Raw genomic sequence first — 25,512 nt, 5'->3', positions numbered from 1 at the left:
GCGAAAGGGTTCCGCTCGCATGCAACTGCTGCACACTTCCGACTGGCACGCCGGACGGACCACCTACAACCATTCCCGCGCCGCCGACCTCGACGACGCCCTCACCGAGTTCATCGCAATCGCCCGGGACGTCCGGCCCGACGCGATCATCAACTCCGGTGACCTGATCGACCACTCCAAGGTCAGCCACGCCGAGATCGAGCGGGTCGTCGACGCTCTCGCCGAACTCGCGGCGATCGCCCCCACCATCGTGGTCGCCGGCAACCACGACAACTTCAGCTTGCTGCGCTACCTGGACCGGCTCGGACGCCTCAACCGGCTCTACTTCGTCAACAAGCCGCTCGGCATCGGCGGTGACCACCTCGTTCTGCCCGGCCGGGACGGCAACACGCTGCGGATCGGCGCGCTGCCGTTCGTGTCCGCCGAACGTGGCGTCGATGTTTTCGACGACCCTCGCCGATGGGCCGGCGCCTACCGTGCCCGCATCGCCGACATGCAGGCGAGGATCACCGCCGGCTTGTCGGCGGGCCTGGACCCGCGTCGCGAGCTGACGGTCTTCGCAGCGCATCTGCACGTCACCGGTGCCGGGCTCTCAGGCAGTGAGCGTGCCCGGCATTGCAGTGACGACTACGCCTGCGACCCCGCCGCCATCCCACCGGTCGACTACGCCGCGTTCGGCCACATCCACGACCCGCAGGACCTGCCCGGCCCTGTCACCGGCCGATACGCGGGATCGCCGATCCCGCTGGACTTCGGTGAGGCCGGCCAGCGCAAGAGCGTCACGCTGGTCACGCTGGAGCCTGGCATGCCCGCGCGCTGCGAGGCGATCCCGCTGCGCGGTGGCCGAGCCCTGTTCCGATTCGAAGGCAGCTTCGCGGATCTTCAATCCCAGGCCGCCGTGATCAACGACGCCCTATGCCTTGCGACAGTGCACACCGACACCCACGACCCTGCACTCACGCAACGCGTCCACGACCTGCTCGAACGCGCCACCGTCTTGGACGTGCAACAGCGTGTCGCCGGCACCCAGGGTTCCGCGCTCGTGGTCGAACCCGGCACCGCTACCGCCCAGCGGCCACTGTTGGACGCCTTCGGCGCCTACCTCCAGCAGATCGACACCCGCACCGCTGCGATCGACACGGTGCTGGCAATCATGGGCGAGTTCCTCGCCGCCGACAACGAGGACCGCGACCCCTGCTTCGCCGTCGACGCGCTGCTCACCGACGATCAGACGGCGGGTGTCGCATGAGACCGCTTGAACTCACCTTCTCCGGCCTGCGGTCCTACATCAGCCGGCAACACATCGATTTCCGCGGCAAAACGCTCGTCGGGATCACCGGCGAGACCGGCGCCGGCAAATCCTCGATCTTCATCGCCATCAACTTCGCCCTGTTCGGGACGTGTACCTTCGAAGCTCCCACCCCGAAGGTGCTCATCGCCGACGGCGGCGACGGCACGCTCGCCGTGGAACTCGTCTTTGAAGCACGCGGCAAAGAGTGGAAGGTCAGCCGACGACTGTCGAAGAAGTCGACTAACTCCCACCACCGGCTGGAGGCAGTCGACGGCTCGGAGACGCGTCTCGGCCGAGACGCCACCAACACCCGCATCCAGCAACTCATCGGGCTCGACCAGAAGACCTTCGTCCGCGCGGTGCTCCTGCGGCAGGGCAAATTCGAACAGCTACTGCACGCCTCGCCTGCTGAACGGGCGCACATGCTCAAAGGCCTGCTCGGCCTCGACATCCTCGACACCATCAGCCGGCATGCCCGCGACCGCCGTGACGCACTCGCCCCCCGGCTGCACAAACTCCGTGAGCGCAAAGCCGCTCTGCTCGACGACCCGCGCGCCGCCGCAGCTGAGGCCGCCACCCAGATCGGGCAGGCCGACGAGCAGATCAAACAGCTCGGGGCGGCCCAAGAGCAGCTCGCCGGCATCGACGCGCGGCGCGTCGACGCCGAGAACGAACGCACACGCCTGCTGGAGCTGATCGGCAAGCTCGCATCGATCATGGATACCGGCGCACCCGAGCAGCTCAAAAAACTCGCCGAACTCGATGACACCATCGCCGTGATGGACGGTGCCCTTATCGCCGAACTGAACCCCCTGCGTCAGCAGCGCGACGATCTCCTTACCCACCTCGGAGACCGCAGACCAGGCGGCCCGCTCGCAGATGTACCCGCCACCGCCGCTACCGGGCTCGGCCAACTCGGCGAACTGATCGACCGCGAGGCCGACGCCAGGTCCCGCTACGACACCGAGACCGCCGAGCTGCGAGCAACGGAGTCCGGGGCAACCGGCGCACGGGAGGAAGCCGAAAAGCTCGCCACGCTGCGCAAGGACACCGAGCAGGACCGGAAGAACGCCGCGGACCGTGAAGGCGACCTTGAGAAACAGCTTGATGCGTGGCGCGCTGCCCTGCGCGACGTCCGTGACCTGACTGCTCGCGTCACGCAGCTCACCCAGCAACTGCGTGACCGACGATCCGACCACTCAGCCTCGGCGGAGAAGCTAGAGCAGCAACGCGCCGCCGAGGAGGAAGCCCATCAGGCGGTGACGGCGGCGGAGGAAACGCTCGAGGGGCAGAAACGCCTGAACGCCGCCGCATACGCCGCCGCCGGCCTGCAGCCGGGCGACGCCTGCCTGATCTGCGACCACGAACTGCCCGACGGCTTTATACCTCCGCACGCGCCGGGCCTGCACGACGCCGAACAAGCCATGAAGAAGGCCCGAGCCCACGCCAAGCGCGAAGCCGAACTGACGACGGCGGCACTGAGCAAGGAACGAGAGACGTACACGGTCGCCGAGCAGAAAGCCACCCAGCTCACAGACCAGTCCGCCCAGGCGAGCAGCGCCCTCACCGTCCTCACGCAGCAGCTCGGCGTGATCGACCTCGACCGGCACAACGATCACAACCTCGCGCCACATATCGAGGTCCTCGCGGCCGCCCGCCAGCAGACCGCGGCCAAAGCCACGCGCGTCGAGGAGATCCGCAACAGCGCCGCGAAAGCCGCCGCGGTCGTCGAGGCCATCGACAAGGACATTGCCGGTCGTACCGCCCAACTGGAAGACGTTCACATCCAGGTGGCGGCGCTGCGCAAGAGGATCACGACCCTCATGCAGCAGATCCCGGCTGAATACCGCCCGGAACAACCCACCACGGAACTGGTAACCCGCCTACGGGACCAAGCGACCGCCGACCGGCTACGTCTGGGCGAGCAATGGAGCGAACTCACCCAGCTCAGCACCGACATCGACGCGCTGGAGACGCGACGTGAGCAGCTGGTAGAGAAACGCGTCGATCAGGTCACAACACCGGCGAAGCAGAGCCAGCAGCGGATGCTGGACGTCTCCGCGGGCCACGCCGCCCTCGCGGCGTTGCTGCACACGCCGCCCGCCACCCAGCTCGATCTCACCGCCGACCTCATCGTCCAAGCCCGATGGGCGGCCGACCTCAAGGACCTCGCCCGGGGTGCGCTCGACGCCGGCCGGGCCCGGACCGGGGATATCAGCTCACTGCTCGAACGGCTCGCCGACGAAGCAGCCGCCATCACCAGTAACGCGCCGACCGGCGGCAAGCCCATCCGCGCCGCGTACGACGACGCCGTCGGCCGCCGGGCCATCGCCGTGAAGACACACGACACCGCACTGACCCAGATCCCGGTGATGGACGACCTGGTGCGCCGCATCGCGTCCGCCCAGCCGCACCTTGACGGACTCTCCGCATTGGTCGAGCTGCTCGGCAACGGGAAATTCGGCGCCGCCGTTGTTCAGGAGCGACAGCAAAGTTTGCTCGGTGCCGCCACCGCAATCATCCGCGGCATGACCCTCGGCCGGTTCGCCTTCGGCCCCGACTTCCAGATCTTCGACGCCCACACCGGCATCCTGCGCGACGTGAAGACCCTCTCTGGCGGCGAAACGTTCCAGGCGAGCCTCGCGCTCGCGCTCGCCGTGGTCGAACAAGCCAGCAGCAGCGGCGGGAAAGCCGAATCCCTCTTCCTGGACGAAGGTTTCGGCAGCCTCGACCAGACCGCCCTCACCTACGCTCTGGATGCCTTGTCCACCCAAGTCGCCGCTGGCCGCCTCGTCGTCGTGATCAGCCACATGCTCGCCGTGGCCCAACACGTTCCAGCACTGCTCCGCGTCTCCAACACCGCCGCGGGAAGCACCGCGCGCTGGGCCACTGACGCCGAACTACTCGAACTCGCCGACGAAGCCGGCGCCGGGCCACTACACCCCTGACCGCAGGCACCACCACCGGCTGCGCCAGCAATCGGCGCCAAGGCGCAACCTAGAGCAGCAAGTATCCGCACCCGGACGGAGGTAGCCGACATCAACGCCACCACCACTCGCGGCGACACCCCACCCATCGCCGACGAAGGCGTGCACTGTCCGCCGGCGCTGCTGATTCGCCCTCTTCCTCAGCCAGCCGCGCCCAACGGGCCTCTCCAACGCCGCACACGCGAGGCGGCCCGGAGGATCACTCACCTACCGAGCGTCGGGCAGGTGATCTCGCGGTGAAACCGGCACTCGAGGAGTTCGTCCGCCAATGGCAGCCACGCCAACGGCAGTCATTCGGCATGATCTCTGCGCTTGCCGTACGACTGCAGAACCTGGTCAACAACCACGGCGACTGGAACGTGTACGACCCGCCCACGATCGCGCTCGCCGCGTTGTACCTGGTTGTCGAGCCCAGTCGCCTTGCCGGAGGGTGGACCCGCGAGCAGCTGATCGACGAGCTGCTGCCTCTGGCGCAGCGTGCCGGAACGGGCCGGCCCGATGCCGAGCACCGGGAGGTCGTGACGGCAGTGGTTGACCTGATGCACGGCCGTTCCACCGGTGGGCAGGCGTTCATCGACTTCTACGGTGACTGGACCGGCGAGAGCTATCAGCGGCTGCAGAAGCCGTTGGAGTATTTGTACCTGGTCGGCGGCGAGGACGCCGTGCCGACGGTGAAGGCCGACGCCCGTGCGGTGAACATGTTCCAAGGCCTCTACACCCTCGATCTCGAGGACCAGAACGCGGCGGAGAATTTCATCGCCGACCGGCAGCTGGCCCGCGGTGACGTCGATGAAGTGGTCGCCACAGTACGGCGCCAGCACATGACGCTCAACGCTTTGGTCGAGCGCATCCGCGACCAGATCAAGCAGATTCGCCGTGACGTGCGTTCGGTGGACTACGTCCACGACGTACAACCGACGATGGAACGAATCATGCAGGTGCTCGGCGAGCAGCTGAAGACCACGAGCGACTTCAAACACCGTGTGCAACAGCGCCTCGAACCCGACCAGCCCGGCGAACAGCAGATGCGCGAGACCGAAGCGCTGCTCGAACGCCGCTGTGACGACCTGTCCGACGTCCTACACGAGGTCAGCCAGGTTAACCAAGTCTTCGCCGAAGAACAGGACCGGCAGGTGTGGACGCGTTACCGAGGCAACCTGCACGACCCCGAGAAGACATTGTTCGCCCCGCTCATCGGTATGAAGGCCGGCGCCCTCGAAACACTCCTGGAACCGGTATGCGCGCTGGCGCTCGGCGTCCGCCGGCCCCGCGTGCCCTCCGCCCTTGAACTCGTCGAACGAACGGCGCCCAAAGTCCGCCGCGTCACGCCGGCTCCGGTCGACAACCCGTTCGAGATCGACGACATCGTCGCGCCGGTGCCGTGGATCCGCGACGAGACGCTCAACTGCCTGCGCGAGTTGTTCGGCGCAGTCGATCAGCCGACACGCCTGTCAGAACTCTTGACTCGGGCGGTCCGCGATCATCCTGATCTGTGCCGCACCGGCGAGCACGCCACATTGACGCACCTGGTGTGCCTGGTCACCCTGACCGCGTTCGCTCCGCCGCACGCCACAGAAGCCGCCGACGACCTGACGATCGCGGTCCTGACGAGGCAGCGGGAGTTGCTCGATCCCGACCGGATCCGCGTGATCAACGACAACACGCCGCTCAGCCTGCCCGGTATTGCGGGCGACGACCTTCTCTTGCAACCCGTACCAGCCGCGGCAGGAGGGAACCAGTGATTTCTTTCGAAGATGTCGGCCGACTCATCGCCTTCGGCACCAACATAGCCATGACCCCCGGGGCCAGCGGCGACCGCGCCGAATACCGCCGGCTGATCCACGAGTACGTGATGAACCCGCACTTTCGCGACGCCGTGGACGCCGTCCTCGGCGGCGCTGAATGCGAGGTCACGGACGCCAACGAGACCATCGGACTGGTGCTGTTCCCCCGCTCGGGCAGCCCTTGGTCCTGGCCGGGAAAGGCGCCGGATTTGCCGTGGAACAGGGGCGACGACTCCGTAGACCGCGCAGCCCGGATGCTGACCATCGTGGCGCTGCTCGCCATGCAGTTCCCCGCCGGTGTCGATTTGGAGGCGACGCTCAACGACACCGACCGGGCGGTGCCCTCGGTCTCGGTCCTGCAACTCGAGGAGTACATCCGGGAATTCTGCGAGCGGGAGAAGGCCAACGCGCCTGACGTCGCGGCAGGCACTCCCGACCAGGAACTCCCAATGTGGTCGTTGTGGCTGAGCAGAACCACCTACGGCGGCGCGGTCAAGCGCACCTCCCGCACCACCTCCACCTATCTCGTCTACCAGACGCTGGACGGACTGCAGCAACTGGGATTCGTCAGCGACCTCACACCAGACAGCCCCGCAGAACAGAAAAACTACCGAATCCGGCGACGACTGCTCGCCCAGTTCCCCGACTTCCTGATGAACCCCCTGTTCGAGGCGCTGCGCCCCACCAATGCTTGACTCGTCACCCGGGAGCCCGACAAATGCTTGCCCCCACTCGGCTGCGCCTCGTCAACGTAGGTATTGAACGCCCTCGCTTCGCCGACCTAATCATCGATCTACGCACCAACGGCCAACCCGACGACACCGTCATCAAGCTGCAGAACGGCGGCGGCAAGAGCACCATCATCGCCATGTGGCTGCACGCCTACGAACCGCACCGTGACAAGTTCCTGGCCAAACTCGCCATCCGGCACCAGGGTAAGGCCGGCGAGCAGAAGAAGTTCGAGCACTACATCCCAGCCGGATCAACCACCTACGTCATCTGTGAACACGCCATCGCGGGAACCGCCGAGAACCTGTTCGGGGTAGCACCGCGGCTGATTGTCGGATACGCCGCCTGGCGCGACAGCGAAGCGCAGGACCGCGCCAGCGAGTTGTTTTTCTGCTTCCAAACCAACGACGCGCTGACCTTCGACACCCTGCCCGTCCGCGGCACCGACGGCCGCCCCATGTCTCACACCGATTTCCTTGACCACCTTATCGCCTCCAAGAACAGCGACCCCACCCTGCAACTAGCCCACACCGACGATCAGGGCAAGTGGGCGGTCGAACTGGCAAGCCGTGGCTTCGACCTCGATTTTCTCCGGCGATTCCTCCTGCAGATGAACCTCGACGAAGGAGCGGCCGACCGCATCTTTACCTACGACAGCAGCCGCACATTTCTCAACAGCCTCATCAATGTGCTGGCCGACCCGAAAGACTTTACGACGGTGGCACGCGAGATCACGCGACTCAAGGTGAAGGTCGCCAATCAGGAGGTGGACGAGGCCACCGAAGCGTTCCTCACGGCCGCCCGCCGATACACCGAGCCGCTCGCCGCCGCGGCCGACCTGTTCAAGAAGCAGCAGACAGCACGCACCGCAGCGTTGACGCAGTGGGCCGACACCACCCGGCTCGTCGAGCAGTGGACCGCGACGGCGGACACCGCAACAACCCACGTCAACCAGGTCCACGGCGCCGCCACGACCGCCCGGAACACAGCAGACCGCCGGCAGAAGCACCTCGAAGGGCAGCGAGCCGCGTTGATCGCGCGCCGATGCCAGCAGGAAGTCGACCAAGCGGCGCTGGGAGCGAAGACCGCAGACGAGGAGGTCACCAGAGCGGAGGGCGGGCTTGAAGCGGCCAAGGGCTGCATTCAACTGGCCCAGCACGCCGTCGCCGCACAGGACCAGCAGCTTGCCCTCGACCAGCTCCAGGACAAGGTCCGTGATGCGGCGCCGCTGCGCCGAGACCTCGCGACCACGGCGCAACTGCTCACCAAACGACTCAAGGACGAGATCGCCGCTTTGGCCCAGAGCGACGGCCGGCTCGACTCCCAGGAACAGGCCGATGCCCGCCGGCTCGAGGTCCTCGATAAGGCGGTCACGGCCTGCACCGTGCAGGAGGCCGAGGCCCGCGCCGACCTGGAGAAGGTCACCGAGCAACGCGCCGACGGCAAAATCCTCCGGCAGGAGCTTCGCGACGACGGGTCCCTGGAGACCGACGAGCCGGCACACCGCGCCGTCACACGACACCGGCAGACCGCCGAAGCGGCCCGTAGCAACATCACCTCGAACCGTCAGCAGGCCGCCCGGTATGACGACCGGGCCAAGGAAGCCACCCAGCAAGCCCACCGACTCCAAGGCGACCTCGACACGGCCGCACACCAGATCACCACGAACGAGAACAGCCTGGCTGAGATGGTGCGGCGCACCGACAACCTCACCAACGAGGTGACGGCATCAGGGCTGGTCGAGATCGACCGCGTCGACCTCGACGAACACGCCGACATCGTCCACGCCGACATCCGCGCCCGGCTCGACGGAACACGCGCCACCGCCCGAACCCGTGCCGTACGCGTCAGCCAGCTCGAACGCAACGTCCAGGCACTGCAGGCCAGCCAGCTGCTACCCGCCCGACCCGAAGTCGACGAACTCGTCACTCAACTGCAACACCACACCGGCCGCGGCGCCGTACCCGGCTGGACCTGGCTGTCTCGCATCGCCCCCGACAAGGCCACCTCGTTACTACGCAACCACCCCGAGCTTGCCGACGGCATCGTCGTACCCATCGAGGACGACTTCGCCGCGGTGGAGGAGTGGCTCGCCGCGAATCAACACGGGATTTCCGTACCCGGCCCCGTTGTCGTGGCTTGCGGCGCTTCGTTCTTCGACGGCACGAGCGGTGATCGGCGGACCGTCGTCCTCCCCGATCCCGCGCTCTGGGACCAGCAGGCCGGCCAGGAAGCCGTCACACGTGTCGAGCAGGAACTCGACACCGCCTTGACAAGCCGTGACAAGGCCGAAACGACCATCGTCACCGGTGAGCACCTGATGCGGGAGCTCGACCGCTGGACGAGCGAGATCGGTCAAGGCGGCGCCCATCGACTTCGTGAGCAGATCGAGCAACAGAGGATCACCCGCGCAGAACTTGTCGAGAAACAGAAGCATCTGTTCGAGGACGCGCAGGACACCCACGAGCAGGCAAAGAAGCACCTTAAGGACGCCGACGACGAGCGCGCCCGCGCGGAGCAGGCCGAAGAAGCCGAACGCAAGGTCCAACCGCTGGCCGAGTTTGACGCTGGCGAAGGCCAGCGTACTCAAATTGAAGAAGATGCCCGCCGCCGGCGTGACCAAGCCGCACACAACCAGCGTGAGCACGAGGACGAGCGGCAAGAGATCCGTAATCGCACCGGCGGACTCGCAGAGCAGCGCCGGGGTCTCGCCGTCCAGACCAGCGAACTGCGTCGCCGGCTGTCCCGCGTCCACGACATCCTCTCGGGGCATCCCGGAGAGGCGACCGAACCTGAACCCAACCTGCTCGAACTACCTCGCGACGCCCTCGACAGCCGCCTACGTGACCTGAACCAGCAATACCAAGGACTCGTCACCGACGCCGACCTACGCTCCCGCATCAGTACCGCGCAGGAAAGAATGGAGGAGTGCTCGGCTGCTCTCGGCAGACTCAGCCAGGCCGCTCAGCAGCAGGCACGAGCCATGTTCCGCCAAGCCCCGCACACGTCCCTGGTCGAATGGGATCGCGCCGACAAACAGGCCGAGCGACGGGTCCGCGCTCTCATCGAGGCGCGAGGCGCCGCCCAACAACGCCACCAAGCCGCCAAGACCGCGTGGAACGCGGCTCGCGGAGAGAAGGGAGCGCAGTCACCGCTCGACGTTCAATGGCACTCGCCTGACCTGACCACCACGAACCACCACCTGGACGAGGTCCAGAAGCTGATCGCCACTGCCAAAGAGAGCATGAGGGAGACGAAGCAGACCCTGGACCAGGCGACCCTACTCCAGAACAGGCTCACCGCTTTCGCATCGACCGTTAAAGACCGCCTCGCCGCCAACCTCACCGCAGCCGGTAAATCCCTGGCCCAGTCAGGCAAGCTCGGACAGCCCGTCAGCCTCGATGATCTGCTGTGGGAGACGAGCGCCTCGCTCGACACCACCCATCCGGTCGTCACTCGACTTCGATGGATGAACGAGGCTCTGGAAGAGGCCAAACTAGCCGCCAACCCCTTGAGCCTCGCTGCCGGTCTCGACCGCTTCAGCGCCGACGACCTCGAGCGCTTCGTCACCGGCGTCCTCGAGGCCATCGAACACGTGGAACGGCAATGCCAAACGGCCGAAGGCCAGGCCCACGCCTTGGCGGAGAAGCTGCGCGAGTGCAGCGTCAACGCACCCGGTAAGGCTTCCGGCACCATCGTGAGCCGACTCAAGTCCTCACCGCTGGCCGAACTGATCGATAACGCAACCTCCAACGACTACGACGCCAGTCAGCGCCTCGCCGCCGTCCAAGCCGAACTGCGCAACTTCAGCACCGAACTCGACCATTCCGCACAGGTCGTCAGCAACACCGTCGAGTCCATCCGCAGCAAGATCCGCACCATCGCGAGCCGATCCAAACTCCCCACCGACGACCGGCTCGGCGTGTGGTCCGGCCAAGAGTTCCTAAAAATTCAGTGGAGCGAGTCGAGCCGCGACAACCGGCAGAAATTGGTCCGGGACGCCCTCGAAGTCATGATCAAACCGGAGGAGGCGCCAGCAGGTAGACGCCCAAGTCGGAAACCGGCCCCCCTTGAGGCGCTTGTCGAAGCGATCACGCCGAACCTGCGCGCGGAAGTCCTCATCCCGAAGGTGCCGTTCGACAGCAAGCACCACCCCATGGAAGAAATTGCCATGCGCACCTCCGGCGGCGAAGGCGTCACCATGGCCGTCATCATCGCCGCGCTCATGCTCTCGATGCGCAACCCGAGCCGGAAGGAACAAACGTTCCTCATCATCGACAACATCTTCGCCAAAGTCGTCGAACCGTCCTTGCTGCGCCTCATCCGCCAGGTGGCACGCGGGCTGCGCGTCCAGCTCATCCTGCTCACCGCGTCACGCGACTCGCACGCACTCAGCGTGTTCTCCAACTGGGTACAGCTCAAGGTCCAGGAGGCGGGCAAACGAGTCCTGGTCGTTCCCGAAGCGGCCGTCGCCGCAGACCTCCCGAGGCAGCTTCGACGTGAACCCCTCGTCGCAACGACAGCACCAGTCATCCTCGACACAGCCGTCGCCAGGATCAGCATCACCGACCCGATGCTCAGGACGAGCGACCCCGGCGACTCCGACGCTGTACTCGACGACGAAGTAGACGAACTTCCATGACGCCGGCAACCACGCTCGCCGCCGCATTGCAGGCACGACTACTGGCCCACGCCATCGACACGGGCCGCACCCGGGCCTCCCTCACCACCCTGCTCACCATGCAGGCAGCCATCGAAGCGCACGCCGCCACCCGACCCGGTGCCCGCCAACGGCTCAGCAATGCTATTGACGAACTCGTCAAACAGGAAGCCGCGGAAACGCCTCGTTCAGGACAGTTGTGGGACCATGCCGCGCTACCTCCTCTGCCGCGATGGGTCGTCATCATCGCCGACATCTCCGGCAAAGTCCCTCCCATCGACATGAGCACAACCACCTGGATGCCCATCATTTCGCGATGGATCGGCACGTGGCTGCGAACGTGCAAGCCGCCGACGGCCCTGCGCGCTGCGCTCCAGCAGATCAATAGCTGGCTGCTGGAGCACCTCGGCGAACAACCCGCCATACTCGCCCGGGAAGAACGCTCACTCAGCATCTTCAACGACGAGAAGACCCTCGCTCGCATCGAGCCGAGCAGCATCTTCGCCCCCGGGCGCCTGAAACCACAGGATCTCGCCTACGAACGCCCCGTCGCCCCGCTGCGTGCAGCCCGCCTTGCCGCCGCCGGCGATCTGCTCATCGTCGAAAACCAGGCCACCTTCGACTCTGCCTGGCGCGCTCTACGTCAGTCGCGCGGCCCTTTCGCCGCAATCGCCTTTGGCAACGGGTGGGAGGCGGCCCAGGCCGAACCGGTCATCGCCCTGGCCGACCACCTACAGCTTCGCGCGACTCCCGAGCGCATCGTCTACGCCGGCGACCTGGATATCGACGGCCTCGACATACCGCAAACGCTAGCCGCCAACCTCAACGCCCTCGGATTCCCCGAGCCTCAGCCGTTTCACGCCGCCTACAGCACCATGCTCGATCCCTCCCGCGATCGAACAGGCAAACGTAATGCCCCTGTCCCGGAAGAGCTCGCACGACAGGCAGTCAAGTGGCTCCAGGACGATCAACGCGACCGGGCACACCGCCTACTCGTCAATGGACAGCGCGTCGCTCAAGAAGTCTTGGACCGTAATTGGTGGGCAACGACCGAGCTGTAACTACATGGCGATTCGGTGGCGACCATCCGGGCTTCACACCACGGCCAACACCGCGCTGGTGTGCCCGGGGGTCTGGGTCTGTGGATCTAACGGTGTTTCCGGCCTGACCCGCCAGGCGTTGTGCCTGGTGAGGAGGGTGCCGTGATGACCGCGACACTGAATGACCAGACCGGACGTAAGAAGCGGCCCGAGCCGTCGGCGGAGGCGAAGGCCGCCGCTGAGCTGGTCCGGGCGGCGAAGGAACAAGGGCTGTCGTTGACCGGCCCGGACGGGCTGCTCAAGCAGTTGACCAAGACGGTCCTGGAGACCGCGCTCAACGAGGAGATGACCGATCACCTCGGTTATGCCAAACACGAACCCGACGGAGCCGGCTCGGGCAACGTCCGCAACGGGACCCGGTCGAAGACAGTGCTGACCGACAGCACCGGCCCGGTGCAGATCGACGTGCCGCGGGACCGGGCGGGCACGTTCGATCCGCAGATCGTGCGTAAGCGGCAGCGCCGGTTGTCGGGGGTCGACGAGGTCGTGTTGTCGCTGTATGCCAAAGGGTTGACGACGGGGGAGATTTCGGCGCACTTCGCGGAGATCTACGGGGCTTCGGTGTCGAAGGAGACGATCTCGCGGATCACCGACAAGGTGATCGAGGAGATGACCGACTGGTCGCACCGACCGCTGGATGAGATCTACGCGGCGGTGTTCATCGACGCCATCGTGGTCAAGGTCCGGGATGGGCAGGTCGCGAACCGGCCCTTCTACGCCGCGATCGGGGTCACCCTCGACGGGGAGAAGGACATCCTCGGCCTGTGGGCAGGCACCGGCGGGGAGGGCGCGAAGTTCTGGATGAGCGTGCTGACCGACCTGCGTAACCGGGGCGTGAAGGACGTGTTCTTCCTCGTCTGCGACGGCCTCAAGGGCCTGCCGGAGGTCGTCACGAACGTGTGGCCCCGCACGGTGGTGCAGACCTGCATCATCCATCTGATCCGCAACACATTCCGGCTCACGTCCCGCCGCTACTGGGACGAGCTGAAGCGGGACATCAAACCGATCTACACCGCCGTCAACGCGCAAGCGGCAAGGGCGGCGTTCGACGACCTGGCCGACAAGTGGGGCGCCCGGTATCCGGCGGTGATCCGCCTGTGGGACAACGCCTGGGCGGAGTTCATCCCGTTCCTCGACTACGACCTGGAGATCCGCACGGTCATCTGCTCCACGAATGCGATCGAGTCGTTGAACGCCCGCTACCGGCGGGCGGTCAAGGCCCGCGGCCACTTCCCGAACGAGCTGGCCGCGTTGAAGTGTCTGTACCTGGTGACCCGGTCCCTGGACCCCACCGGGGACGGCCGAACCCGATGGACGATGCGCTGGAAACCCGCGTTGAACGCCTTCGCCATCACCTTCAGCGACCGCTTCCCCGCCGCTGAAACCTACTAACCAAGATCGCCGGAAACACCCTTAGCGAGGCCCTGTCTCACATTCGGTGGTGACGGAGCGTGCTGTTATCCGAGGAGGATGCGGTGGCGGAGCAGGCTGAAGCCTGCTCGTCCGTGCATTTGGCGGGCGATCCGTTTGGTCTTGGTGTTGACGCCTTCGGTGGGTCCGTTGCTGTAGGGAAGCGTGAGTGCGGCGTTCACGGCGTCGCGGTCCCGTTCCAGGCCCCTGGTGAAGGCGTGCAGATGAGGTAGATCGACCGCGCGGACCTGGACCATCCAGAGCGAGAGATGGTCGGCGTTTCCCGGATCAGGCGTCAGGAGTTCGGCGAAGCCCTCGACTACGGCAGCCAGGTGGGTCATCTCTGGGCAGGCTGCGGTGAGCCGTGCCAGGAGATCTCGATACTCGGGCTTGAGGTTGTCGGGCCTGGTGAGGATCATCCGGGCGAGCCGGCGCGGGGAGATGTGGCTGCGGTCGGCGTCCGCGCGGCCTTGGTTGATGTACTTGTGCAGGAGGTTGAGGCAGCCGGTGAAGCCGAGGGCCTTGATCTCGTCGAAGAGGTGCTTGACGCCGACGCCGGGATCCTCGGCTCGACGTTTGCGCAGGTGTTCGCGGTAGGGGTCGACGAGGCCGACACGGTACTTGGGGACGCGGAGCATCCGCTCGGGCCGGTCGGCTCGCGCGTAGCGCTTGACGGTGTTCAGAGACAACTGCAGGCGGCGGGCGGATTCGAGCAGGCCGACTCCCTGGTCGAGCAGGTCACGGACCTGGTGCCAGCGTTGCAGGGTCGTCTGCGCGCGGGGCCCGTCGTAGATGGGTGCGTCCAGTACGGGGGCCCAGCAGGTGCTGTGCGTCTTCACCTCGCTCAGGGCCGCTTCGCATAGGTTGTGCCACAGGTGCCACCTGTCCGCGACCTGCACCGCGTTGGGCAGAGCACGGCGGATGGCCTCGGCGTAGGTGGCCGAGCCGTCGCGGCACACCACCTCGACGCCGGGATGCTCACGCAGCCACGCTTCGAGGGTGTCGGCGGTGCGGTCGGGCAGCACCTCGATCCGCTCATGGGTCTCGGCGTCGATCACCACGGTGGCATAGCGGTGCCGCCGGCGCAGAGCAAAATCGTCAACGCCGATCACCCGGGGTATCCGCCCAGTGGGCAACGGAATGCGCAGCAGGGCGCGCAGGGCCGTGTGACGGGACAGGCCCATGGCCAGAATCGCCAGCAAACGCGACCCTGCCCGGCCCGCTAATTCCTTGACCACGGCTTTGACCTGCCTGTTCAAACGGGCCGTGCGACGCTGGTATCGCTCCAGCACCCCGGGAACCTGCTCGCGGAAGGTGTGACGGCAGCCGCGCGTGGGGCACACCAGACGCCGCACCCGCACACGGACCACCACCCGACGCCCGTCGACCGGAACATCGGCCACCGTCCGCCAGTAATAGCCGTGGACCCGTCCCGACGAGGCCCCGCACACCGGGCAGACCGCGGTGTCCTGCGGCGTCCGGGCCCGCACCACGATCCGCTCACCCTCGTCGACCACGTCCTCGATGACCAGCGGGGACAGCCCCGAGAACACCGTCTGTACAAGCTTGTTGGCATCCTCCACATAGGAAACAACGACGCCCTGCCACCCTCCGTCACCACCGAATGTGAGACAGGGCCCTTAGCGAGACAGCCCCGGGGGTCTGTCAAATTAGCGGCCCTGTCTCACATTCGGTGGTGACGGGCGTGCTGTTATCCGAGGAGGATGCGGTGGCGGAGCAGGGAGAATCCTGCTCGTCCGTACATTTGACGAGCGATCCGTTTGGTCTTGGTGTTGACGCCTTCGGTGGGGCCGTTGCTGTACGGAAGCGTGAGCGCCGCGTTCACGGCGTCGCGGTCCCGCTCCAGGCCCCGAGTGAAGGCGTACAGGTGGGGCAGGTCGACCGCGCGAACCTCGTTGATCCAGCGCGGGAGCCTGTCGGCGTTTCCCGGCTGGGGCGCGAGGAACTGGGCGAAGCCCTCGACTGCGGCCAGGGCAGAGCCTGGTACGTAGGCCTGATGAGGGGCACAGGTTGGTAGGCAGAGGTCACCTACTCAACCTGGAGGTGCGGTAATGCGCGGCAACGGAGTGATTTTGAAGCGGTGCGGGTGTCGCCATCCGGAGACCAGGCAACGCCTGGAGTCGTCCTGCGAGTTGCTGAGTCGGCGTGGTCACGGTAGTTGGTACTTCCACTGCTCGGTGAGCACCCTGTCCGGACGGCGGGAGCGTGTCCGACGCGGCGGGTATCTCACCCGTGGGGATGCCGAGCGGGCGCGGGACGCGCTGCTGGCCAGGTCGACCGAGGAATGCACCAGCGACACCTGGACGGTGTCCCGCTGGCTGCGCTACTGGCTGTCGACCAACCTCGGCATCCGCCCCAGCACACTGCGCTCCTACACCGACCACGTCGAGCACCAGCTCATCCCCCACCTCGGGCGCCACCGTCTGACCGACCTCACCAACCTGCACGTCACGGCGACGTTCGCCGACATCGCCGTAACACCCAACCGCCACGGCCGGCCGCCGACCCCGTCGACGCTGCACCGCATCCGCGCCACCCTGCGCTCCGCCCTCAACGCCGCGATCCGGCACGGGCTCCTGCGCGACAACCCCGCGCGATTCGTCAGACTGGCCACACCGCGACGCCCCCAGGCCCGCGTCTGGACCGACCACCGGGTACAGGCCTGGCGCCAACACGGCGAACGGTACGCAGTCGCGGTCTGGACCACCCAGCAGTTGGCACACTTCCTCGGCCACACTGCCGACGACCGGCTAACCGCCATGTGGTGGCTCATCAGCCTGCGCGGCCTCCGCCGCGGCGAAACCGCCGGACTGCGCTGGGTCGACGTCGACCTCGACGGCCGGGTAATCACCATCGACCAACAACGCATCGCCTACGGCCAGACCGTCACCGTCGGCCCACCCAAGACCGCCGCCAGCCGCCGCACCGTCGCCCTGGACCACACCACCGTCACGATCCTGCGCCAACACCGCCGCCGACAACTCACCGAGCAGACAGAGCACGCAGGCGACTGGACGGACTCCGGCTACGTCTTCACACAACCGGACGGGCAGCCGCTACACCCGGACTACCTGACCCGCCGCTTCCGGCGCCTCGTGACCGACTCTGGTCTCCCACCCGTCCGTCTGCACGACCTGCGCCACGGCGCGGCCAGCCTCGCCCACAGCGCAGGCGCCGACCTGAAAGCCGTTCAGGAGCAACTCGGTCACACCAGCATCGTGCTCACCGCCGACACCTACACCAGCGTCCTACTCGACCTGCACTTCACCGTCGCCGAAGCCACCGCCCGACTCGTCCTGGCCGCCGCAGCCCGCGTCCCCGGCCGCAAGCACCGGACACCCACCCGACACCCACGAACCGCAGCAACACCCACCGCCCGACGGCCCAAACCGTTGCCAGGAACCAGAATCAGGCGCGAGCCCCACCCAGGGGCTGGCCGCGCCCACGTGACACCCAAACGACACCCAAAGATCAAGACCGTATAGCCAGATGGCTATACGGCCTGATCAGAGGTGGTGCGCCGCCAGGGACTCGAACCCCGAACCCGCGGATTAAGAGTCCGCTGCTCTGCCAGTTGAGCTAGCGGCGCTCGTTGGCAACGGAGAAAACATAGCACGGGCCGTGAGTGGGGTTCCAATCCGATACCCGGCTCCACTCTTCGGGCGAGCTTAACGGGCAAAAGGCTTCAGATCCCCCTTATGGAGGCCGTCCGGGATCGAGCCGGTGGTCAGCATGGGGCACGATGTCCGCCAGGTACGCGAGAACAGAGGTGGGGATGGGCAGGTTCACGCGGGGCGGGGCGATGGCGGGCGCTCTCGTCCTGGCGGCGTCGCTGGCTCTAGCCGGCTGCGGCGGCGACCAGAAGAAGGAAGCCGAGTTCGTCAGCGGCACCGGGGCTTCGCCCAGTACCGAGGCGGTGACCCCGGCGCAGTCCGACGGGGCGTCGCCGTCGGCGCCGGTGGCGGACGGCCTGACGGTCAGTCCGGCCGACGGGGCGAAGAGCAGACCGGTCAGCACCGAGATCAGCGTCGGCCTCCCGGGCGGCGGGAAGGTCTCCTCGGTCACCCTCACCACGGGTGACGGCAAGCAGGTCGACGGCAAGCTGCGAGTGGACGGTAGCTCCTGGGTGCCGTCGTCGGCCCTGAAGTACGGCACCAAGTACAAGGCCACGGTGACCGGTGCCGGCGCCGACGGCCAGCCCCGGCAGGGGGTGAGCACGTTCACCACGATGGCCAAGCCGAACTCGATGATCGGCTCCGGTCTCTACCTCTTCGACGACCGGACCTACGGCGTGGCCATGCCGGTGGTGGCCGAGTTCAGTCCGGGCATCCCGAAGAAGGACCGGGCGGCCGTCCAGAAGCGGATGTTCGTCAAGACCGATCCGCCGCAGCCGGGCGCCTGGCACTGGGTGTCCAGCGGCACCCAGGCGTACTACCGGGGGCCGGAGTACTGGCAGCCGGGGACGACGCTGAGCGTCCGCATCGCGCTGGCCGGGATTCCGCTGAGTAACGGCCGGTACGGCAACATCGACCGGTCGGCGACCGCCAAGATCGGGCGGTCCTTCGAGATGAAGGTGGACAACACCACCAAGCAGATGGAGGTCTTCCAGGGCGGCCAGTTGATCAAGACGCTGCCGGTCAGCCTGGGCAAGAAGAGCACTCCCTCCTCCAGCGGCACCATGGTGGTGATGGAGAAGAAGGAGAAGACCGTCTTCGACACCATGGACGAGCCAGACCCGGCCAACCAGTACCGCACCGAGATCGACTTCGCCCAGCGGCTGACCTGGGGCGGCGAGTACATCCACGCGGCACCGTGGTCCGAGGGGGTGCAGGGCCGGCGGAACGTCTCGCACGGCTGCGTCAACGTGTCGATGGCCATGGGCCGTTGGCTCTTCGCCCAGACGAAGGTGGGGGACCCGATCACGGTCAAGGGCACCCCGCGCAAGCTCGAACCGGGTAACGGTTGGACGGCGTGGAGCCTGACCTGGGACGAGTTCGTCAAGGGCAGTGCGCTGCCGGTTCCGCAGGGCGGCTCGGGTCCGCTGGTCTGACCACCGGTCCGGGGCGGCGCTGGTCGCCGTCCCGGACCGGCACGGGCCGGTGACCCATCGTCATCGCACCCGCTCGGCGGCGTGTTTCAGTTCACCCTTCGCAACCGACGGGCGTGCCGCCGCGTCTGTGAGGGACGATGGGACATCGGGGAACACGACTGTGAGGGAATCATGCGAGTTGTCCAGGACCACCTGACCGGGCCTGCCGGTCGACGCCGAGTGCTCGCGGCGGGGGTCCTCGCCGCGGCGCTGGCCCTCACCTCCGCTTGCACCGGCTCGGGCGGCGACAAGCCGTCGAGCTGGCAGGGCGGCGGCGAGGAGAGCACGCCGAAGGCCACCGCGACGATCACCGAACCGAAGGCCGACGCCACCGACGTCCCGGCCTCCACCGGCATCGTCTTCACCGCCAAGGACGCCAAGGACACCACCGTCGCGCTCACCGACGCGGCCGGCAAGGCCGTCGAGGGCAAGCTCGCCGCGGACGGCGCGAGTTGGCTCCCCAGCGGCACCCTGGAGTACGGGGAGAAGTACACCGCCACCGTGACGGCGACCGGGGAGGACGGCAAGCCGGCGACGGCGACCAGCGCCTTCACCGTGATGGCCAAGCCGGACAAGCAGGTGCGGGTCACCAGCTTCCTCGGCGACAACCAGGTGGTCGGCGTGGGCATGCCGTTGATCGTGAAGTTCGGTCGGGCCGTCCCGGAGGACTACCGCGACGACGTGCAGCGCCGGATGACGGTCACCAGCACCCCGGCCCAGGAGGGCGTCTGGCACTGGGTCAGCCCCACCGAGGTCCGCTACCGGCCGAAGGAGTTCTGGCAGCCGGGCACCACGGTCTCGTACCGGGTGCAGGCCGGCGGGCTGCCGATGGGCGACGGCTGGTACGGCCGGTCCGACCTGACCGTGGACGTCAAGATCGGCCCGTCGGTGGTGATGCAGGTCGACAACAAGAACAAGCGGATGACCGTCAGCAAGGACGGCAGGGTCGTCAAGACGATCCTGGTCAGCCTCGGCAAGAAGAGCACCCCGTCGTCCAGCGGCACGATGGTGGTGATCGAGAAGCTCCGCAAGACGGTCTTCGACACGATGGCGGAGCTGGGCCCGGAGGAGGGCTACCGCACCAAGATCGACTATGCCCAGCGGCTGACCTGGGGTGGCGAGTTCATCCACGCCGCCCCCTGGTCGGAGGGGCAGCAGGGCAGCACCAACGTCTCGCACGGCTGCGTGAACGTGTCGATGAAGGACGGCGCCTGGCTGTTCGCCAACACGAAGATCGGTGACCCGATCACGGTCAAGGGCACCGAACGCAAGCTCCAGAACGGCAACGGCTGGACCGACTGGAACATGAGCTGGGACCAGTACGTCAAGGGCAGCGCCCTGCCGTACGACCCGGACGCCGGGCAGCCGGACGCCGCCGCCTCCCCGGACGACACCACCGGGACGCCGAGCGCCGAGCCGACGCCCTGACCCCTCCGGCAGACCACGGACCGGCCCCCGCCTGGCGGCGGGGGCCGGTGTGCGTCCGGGGCGGCCGTGCGGGGGGTCGACCCCTGTCCGACCCCGGAAACGACGCAAGCCCCCTCGGGTGAGGGGGCTTGCGTCGCGGTGGAACAGATCCACCAACCGGGTGACTGATGGGAATTGAACCCACGACAACCGGGACCACAACCCGGTGCTCTGCCAACTGAGCTACAGCCACCATGCCGTCCGCGCCGGTTTCCCGGGCGGGTGCGGACTAATAATAGCCACACCCGGGCGGGGGCCGTCCAGCGGGTTCCATCCGTCGACGGGCACCGGCCTAGAGCTGCGCGGCGATCGCCTTCGCCGTCTCCACGTCCGGGCCGGGCAGCGGCACGAACAGGGTGCGCCGGTAGTACTCCAACTCCCGGATGCTCTCCTGGATGTCGGCCAGGGCCCGGTGCGCCAGCCCCTTACGCGGCTGACCGAAGTACACCCGGGGGTACCAGCGTCGGCACAGCTCCTTGATCGACGACACGTCGATCATGCGGTAGTGCAGGTGGGCGTCGAGCCGGGTCATGTCCCGGGCGATGAAGCCCCGGTCGGTGGCGATCGAGTTGCCGCACAGCGGCGCGGTACGCGGGTCCTTGACGTGGCTGGTGACGTACTCCAGGACCAGGTCCTCGGCCTCGGCGAGGGTGACCGTGGAGCGGCGCACCTCCTCGGTCAGGCCGGACTTGGCGTGCATGGTGCGGACGACCTCCGGCATCGCCTCCAGGGCCGCCTCGTCGGCGTGGATGACCACGTCCACACCCTCACCCAGCACGTTGAGGTCGGGGTCGGTGACCAGTGCGGCCACCTCGATCAGCTTGTCGCTGCCGAGGTCGAGCCCGGTCATCTCACAGTCGATCCAGACGAGAAGGTCAGCCACCGGGACAGCCTACGCGCAGCCCAGGTCCCCGCGCCTCGGCACTGTCGCGGGGTGGGACCGCTAGGGTTTCCCCGTGCCCGCCGAATCCGTCGCTTCCCCCGTCAGCGCCCCGGAGGACCAGCGAAGCCGTACGGCCCGCCGGGTCGTCACGGTGTTGGCGCTGGCGGCCGTGCTGCCGGCGCTCTACCTGCCGGGCCTGGTGCACGACTTCTTCGACCTGAAGATCTACATGCGGGCGATGGACTGGTGGGCGTCCGGGCATCCGCTCTACGACTATGTGCAGCCCGACCGGGTGCAGGGTGAGCTGTACTTCACGTACCCGCCGTTCAGCGCCCTGCTGCTGCGGCCGTTCGGGATGCTGCCGCTGGGCCTGACCATCGTCATCTTCACCGCGCTGACCTGCGTCGCCGTCGTGGTCACCACCCGGTGGCTGATGTTGCCGGTGATCGCCCGGCACGGTCTGCACCGGACGTTCGCGCTCACCGTGGCGGTGCTGCTGGTCTTCGCGGTGGAGAGCACCCGGGAGACGATCACCTTCGGCCAGATCAACATGCTGCTGGTGGTGCTGATCCTGGCCGATCTGCTCTTCGCCGTACCGGGGGCGCGGCGGTGGGCCGGGGTGGGCGTCGGGCTGGCCACGGCGCTCAAGCTCTTTCCGGGCATCTTCATCGTCTACCTGCTGGTGACCCGGCGGTGGCGGGCGGCCGTGGTGGCGAGTGTCACGGCGGCGGCGGCGACGCTGTTGGCCGCCGCGGTGGCGCCCCGCGACTCGTGGCGGTTCTGGACCCACGAGCTGTGGGCCACCGACCGGGTCGGGCGCACCGACTACACCGGCAACCAGTCGCTGTTCGGGCTGCTCAGCCGGATCGACGCGCCGCAGGAGCCGAACCGGCTGCTCTGGCTCGTCCTGGTCGTGGCGATCCTCGGGTACGGGTTGTGGCGGGCGGCCCGCGCCGCCGCGGCCGGCGACTGGTTGACCGGCCTCACCCTCACCGGGCTGGTCGGTGGGCTGGTCAGCCCGATCACCTGGACCCACCACATCTACTGGTTCATTCCGGCGGTGGTGGTGCTGGTGGACGCCGCGCTCGACGCCGACCGGGAGACCGAGGCGGGGGCGCGACGCCGTCGGCGGCTGCTCACCCTGGCCACCGGCACCGGCCTAGTGATCGTCTACGGGGTGGTCTCGTTCTATGACTGGGGGGTGGCGCCGGCCCGCACGGACAACCCCTGGGAGTTCCTGCTCCGCAACGCGTACGTGCTGCTGGCGCTGCTGCTGCTGGCGCTGCTCCCGATCCGGCGGGACCCACTGCCGACCGCCCGGTCGACCGCTTAAACGGACAGATATTCCCTTATCCGGCTTTTGGCGCTAATCTGGTGTCAGCCGGTCACGGCCCGCAGCGCACCGATCCCCCGGTGAAGACGGCCCTCCGCGTCGGCAGCGCGGAGGGCCGTCACCGTGTCCGGCCCGCCGGACGGATCCGACGGGCCGGTGGGGCGGTAAGGGTCAGGACTTCGGCGTCGGCTCCCGCCGGGTCCGGGCGAAGGCCAGCCCGCCCAGGGCGAGCCCGCCGAGCCCGGCCAACAGCCCGACGACACCCAGCACGGTCACCGTCGAACCCGAGTCGTCGTCATCGTCGTCGTCCTTCGCCGCCGTCGCGGCCGACGCCGGGGCGGCCGAGGGAGACGCGGCCGCCGCCGCCAGGGCCAGCACCGGCGCCGGGTTCTCCGGCTCCTCGGCGCCCGGCGTGGGCTCCTCGATCCAGCGCGACACGTTGCCGTCGGAGTAGGTCTGGAGCGTCTTGAGGACCATCTTGTCCACCTGCGGCAGCGGGCCCAACGAGATCGGGAACTCCTGGAACTCGCCCGGCTTGACGCCCCCACCGGCGGCGGCCGTCCAGGTCAGCTTGGACACCGCCTCGGTGAGCTGGCTGCCGTGCACCTCGATCGGCGGGTCCACCTTGCGCTTCTCCACCGCGACCGTCCACCCCGGCACCGGCATCGTGGAGACCGAACCGACCGGGGCGTTCTCCGGCAGGTTCACCTCGATCTTGACGGTGGAGGCGGTGTCGCTCTCGTTGGGCACCCGCAGGGCGAACCGACCGTAGCTGCCCTGGGTCGCCTCCTTCGGGTTGACCGTGACGTGCGCCGCGGCGGGCCCGGCGAAGCCGAGCACCGTGGCGGCGACGGCGGTGAGGGTGAGCGCGGCGGCGGATGCGGAACGCCGGAGACGGATCATCTGGGACGGGCCCTTCTTACTTGATCGGCACGGTGGCGGTCACCGTGGCCTGGTCGATGTCGGACGTGCGGACCGTGAAGCGCAGTTGCCACTCCCCCGCCGACGGGAAGCTGAACTCCCCCGTCGCGTGGTTGTCGGTGAGCTTGAGCAACGGAATGTCGATCGGCTCCACCCCGGCCGAGGGCAGCGCGGCGGTGGCCTTCCACTCCACCACCGGCTGCGGCCGGTTGTCCGGCGTGTACGCGTACAGGTGCATCGAGTTGTTGCCCCGCTCGGCCGGGTCCAGCTCCACCTGGAGCGACAGGATCGGGCTGGTCAGCGTGGTCGAGTAGTAGCCGGCGTCCGCGCCGGAGCCGCCGTCGACGGCGGTCCGGGCCGGTGGGGTCTGCACCAGGGTCGCCGTGACGCCGAGGATCACCGCGGTGATCGCCAACTCCACCCAGACCGCGCGCCGCACCGGCACCGGCCGGGCCGCCGCGGTCCGCCGTCGCACCAACTGCCGGGAGTACGCGGCCACCCCCACCACCAGCGCGAACAGCCCGATCTTGGCGAGCAGCAGCCGACCGTACGTGGTGCCGGTGAGGGCCTGGAGGGTGGCCACCTCGATCAGCCCCTGCACGACGCCGGCCAGCAGCAGTGCCGCCACCGCCAGCGCCGCCCAGCGGGACCAGATCGGCAGGATCGCCCCCAGCTCCCGCTCGTCGGCCTGGCGCAGCAGGAACCCGGCCAGCATCACCAGACCGCCCAACCAGACCGCCATGCTGCCCAGGTGCACCGCGTCGACGAGGACCGACACCGCCGGCGCCGGGGAGGCCGCCGGGTGCCCGGCCAGTGGCCAGGTGAACAGCCCGGCCACCCCCAGCCCGGTCAGGATGATCCCGTCGGTGCGGCCCACCGGCCCCCGGGTCAACGGCCGGAGCAGGAAGACCGCCGCCGCGAGCAGGCCCAACCGGATCAGGTGCGTGGTGCCGTACCCGCTGCCCAGCACCTCGGACAGGCCCTCACCGGTGACGTCGAACAACCCCCCACCGGCGGTGTACGGCACCTGCATCCACACCTCGGCCGCCGTCGCGGCGGCAAGCAGCCCCGCGCCGGACCAGAGCAGCCGGGCGGGCCCCCGCCGGGGCAGCCGCAGCGGCCAGAGCGCGGCCAGCACCAGCGCCGGGCCGACCACCAGCAGCAGACCCGCGTACCCCAGGTACTTCGTCACCTTCACGCCCACGCCGACCACCGGGTCGGCCCGGCTGTCCGAGCCGGCGTCGGTCGGCGGCGTCGACGGTGCCCCCACCGAGTAGGTGAACGCCCCGGAGACCGGGTGGCTGTCGGCGGAGATCACCCGGTAGCTGACCAGGTAGGTGCCCTGTGGGCCGGCCGGGTCCACCCCGATCGTCACCACCGAGCCCTCGAAGCGGGGCTCGCCCCGGTCGGCCCGGGAGCCGTCCGGCGCGATGACCCGCACCTTGTCGGGCACCTTGCGGACCGACTCGCTGAACGTCAGCACCACCTCTGACGGGGCGCTCGGCACCACTGCCGAGGCCACCGGGCTGCTGCTGGACAGCACGGCATGGGCGCTGGCCGACCCGGCCGGGGCGAGCAGCAGGGCGACGAGGGTGATCAGTAGGCCGGCAGCGGCACCCACGCGGGCCAGCCAGCGACGATCGACGGCGTTCATCCCGCCATGCTCGCTGACCGGAGGCCGGAACGCCCACCCGGCCACCCCACGGCGGCACGGCGCGGCCACGGCGGCCGGGGTGCCTGCCGGAGGTGGTGGGACGTCATGAGCAGGTAGTCGTCCGGCAGCGGGGATAAGTTCCCGGCGTGAGCGGGACCATTCAAAGGGCCGAAGGACCCTGCC

The 25,512-nt window shown here is 67.9% G+C and carries 15 protein-coding genes, 2 tRNA genes and 1 pseudogene; 11 read left to right on the top strand and 7 right to left on the bottom strand.

Annotated elements, in window-relative coordinates:
- Nucleotides 1-19 precede the first annotated feature (19 nt).
- The 7 genes from ACQP1S_RS06085 (at nt 20) to ACQP1S_RS06055 (ending at nt 13,943) form a co-directional block, all read left to right on the top strand.
- Entirely contained in the window at nt 20-1,249 is a 1,230-nt protein-coding gene (locus ACQP1S_RS06085) for a metallophosphoesterase family protein (protein WP_432903937.1), read from the top strand.
- A complete protein-coding gene (locus ACQP1S_RS06080) occupies nt 1,246-4,239 on the top strand; it encodes an AAA family ATPase (RefSeq protein WP_432903934.1) in 2,994 nt (997 codons plus the stop codon). The genes ACQP1S_RS06085 and ACQP1S_RS06080 overlap by 4 nt, the downstream gene beginning before the upstream one ends.
- 275 nt (nt 4,240-4,514) lie before the next feature.
- Nucleotides 4,515-6,020: a hypothetical protein gene (locus ACQP1S_RS06075; RefSeq protein WP_432903932.1), complete on the top strand. Its 1,506-nt coding sequence runs from the start codon at nt 4,515-4,517 to the stop codon at nt 6,018-6,020.
- Nucleotides 6,017-6,757, top strand: coding sequence for a hypothetical protein (locus ACQP1S_RS06070; protein WP_432903929.1), 741 nt, complete (start codon nt 6,017-6,019; stop codon nt 6,755-6,757). Before ACQP1S_RS06075 ends, ACQP1S_RS06070 begins: the two co-directional genes overlap by 4 nt.
- 23 nt (nt 6,758-6,780) lie before the next feature.
- Nucleotides 6,781-11,433 (top strand): hypothetical protein, encoded by a 4,653-nt coding sequence (locus ACQP1S_RS06065; protein WP_432903927.1) that lies wholly within the window; start codon nt 6,781-6,783, stop codon nt 11,431-11,433.
- Nucleotides 11,430-12,512 carry a Wadjet anti-phage system protein JetD domain-containing protein gene (locus ACQP1S_RS06060; protein WP_432903924.1) on the top strand — a complete coding sequence of 361 codons (1,083 nt, stop codon included), beginning with the start codon at nt 11,430-11,432 and terminating at the stop codon, nt 12,510-12,512. Before ACQP1S_RS06065 ends, ACQP1S_RS06060 begins: the two co-directional genes overlap by 4 nt.
- Before the next feature lie 144 nt (nt 12,513-12,656).
- Nucleotides 12,657-13,943, top strand: a complete 1,287-nt coding sequence (locus ACQP1S_RS06055; protein WP_432903921.1) for an IS256 family transposase — start codon at nt 12,657-12,659, stop codon at nt 13,941-13,943.
- 65 nt (nt 13,944-14,008) lie between these two features.
- Here ACQP1S_RS06055 and ACQP1S_RS06050 read toward each other — a convergent pair whose 3' ends face one another.
- Together ACQP1S_RS06050 and ACQP1S_RS06045 are read right to left on the bottom strand one after the other, a co-directional pair.
- Nucleotides 14,009-15,544, bottom strand: a complete 1,536-nt coding sequence (locus ACQP1S_RS06050) for an ISL3 family transposase (RefSeq protein WP_432903918.1) — start codon at nt 15,542-15,544, stop codon at nt 14,009-14,011.
- Between the two features lie 128 nt (nt 15,545-15,672).
- Nucleotides 15,673-15,948 (bottom strand): annotated as a pseudogene (locus ACQP1S_RS06045) (transposase); the annotation flags it as partial.
- A gap of 211 nt (nt 15,949-16,159) precedes the next feature.
- Between ACQP1S_RS06045 and ACQP1S_RS06040 the strand changes: the two are divergent.
- Entirely contained in the window at nt 16,160-17,467 is a 1,308-nt protein-coding gene (locus ACQP1S_RS06040; protein WP_432903915.1) for a site-specific integrase, read from the top strand.
- 28 nt (nt 17,468-17,495) lie between these two features.
- Here the strand turns inward: ACQP1S_RS06040 and ACQP1S_RS06035 are convergent.
- Nucleotides 17,496-17,571 (bottom strand) — tRNA-Lys (locus ACQP1S_RS06035).
- 186 nt (nt 17,572-17,757) lie between these two features.
- On the opposite strand from ACQP1S_RS06035, the gene ACQP1S_RS06030 reads away from it, so the two are divergent.
- Both ACQP1S_RS06030 and ACQP1S_RS06025 read left to right on the top strand, forming a co-directional pair.
- A complete protein-coding gene (locus tag ACQP1S_RS06030) occupies nt 17,758-19,032 on the top strand; it encodes an Ig-like domain-containing protein (protein WP_432903913.1) in 1,275 nt (424 codons plus the stop codon).
- 171 nt (nt 19,033-19,203) lie between these two features.
- Nucleotides 19,204-20,499 carry an Ig-like domain-containing protein gene (locus tag ACQP1S_RS06025; RefSeq protein ID WP_432903910.1) on the top strand — a complete coding sequence of 432 codons (1,296 nt, stop codon included), beginning with the start codon at nt 19,204-19,206 and terminating at the stop codon, nt 20,497-20,499.
- 159 nt (nt 20,500-20,658) lie between these two features.
- Here ACQP1S_RS06025 and ACQP1S_RS06020 read toward each other — a convergent pair.
- Nucleotides 20,659-20,731 (bottom strand) — tRNA-His (locus ACQP1S_RS06020).
- Between the two features lie 99 nt (nt 20,732-20,830).
- A complete protein-coding gene (gene orn, locus ACQP1S_RS06015) occupies nt 20,831-21,388 on the bottom strand; it encodes an oligoribonuclease (RefSeq protein ID WP_244252394.1) in 558 nt (185 codons plus the stop codon).
- 106 nt (nt 21,389-21,494) lie between these two features.
- Here orn and ACQP1S_RS06010 point away from each other — a divergent pair, with 106 nt between their 5' ends.
- Nucleotides 21,495-22,754 carry a glycosyltransferase family 87 protein gene (locus ACQP1S_RS06010; RefSeq protein WP_432903907.1) on the top strand — a complete coding sequence of 420 codons (1,260 nt, stop codon included), beginning with the start codon at nt 21,495-21,497 and terminating at the stop codon, nt 22,752-22,754.
- A gap of 171 nt (nt 22,755-22,925) precedes the next feature.
- Here ACQP1S_RS06010 and ACQP1S_RS06005 read toward each other — a convergent pair whose 3' ends face one another.
- Both ACQP1S_RS06005 and ACQP1S_RS06000 read right to left on the bottom strand, forming a co-directional pair.
- Nucleotides 22,926-23,657, bottom strand: a complete 732-nt coding sequence (locus tag ACQP1S_RS06005) for a YcnI family copper-binding membrane protein (protein ID WP_091251649.1) — start codon at nt 23,655-23,657, stop codon at nt 22,926-22,928.
- A 16-nt stretch (nt 23,658-23,673) separates the two neighbouring features.
- Entirely contained in the window at nt 23,674-25,329 is a 1,656-nt protein-coding gene (locus ACQP1S_RS06000; RefSeq protein ID WP_432903904.1) for a copper resistance CopC/CopD family protein, read from the bottom strand.
- Between the last annotated feature and the right edge of the window lie 183 nt (nt 25,330-25,512).

This window comes from Micromonospora matsumotoense, assembly GCF_050951065.1.
GTDB lineage: Bacteria > Actinomycetota > Actinomycetes > Mycobacteriales > Micromonosporaceae > Micromonospora > Micromonospora matsumotoensis.
This window is presented reverse-complemented; position numbering and strand designations above follow the sequence as displayed.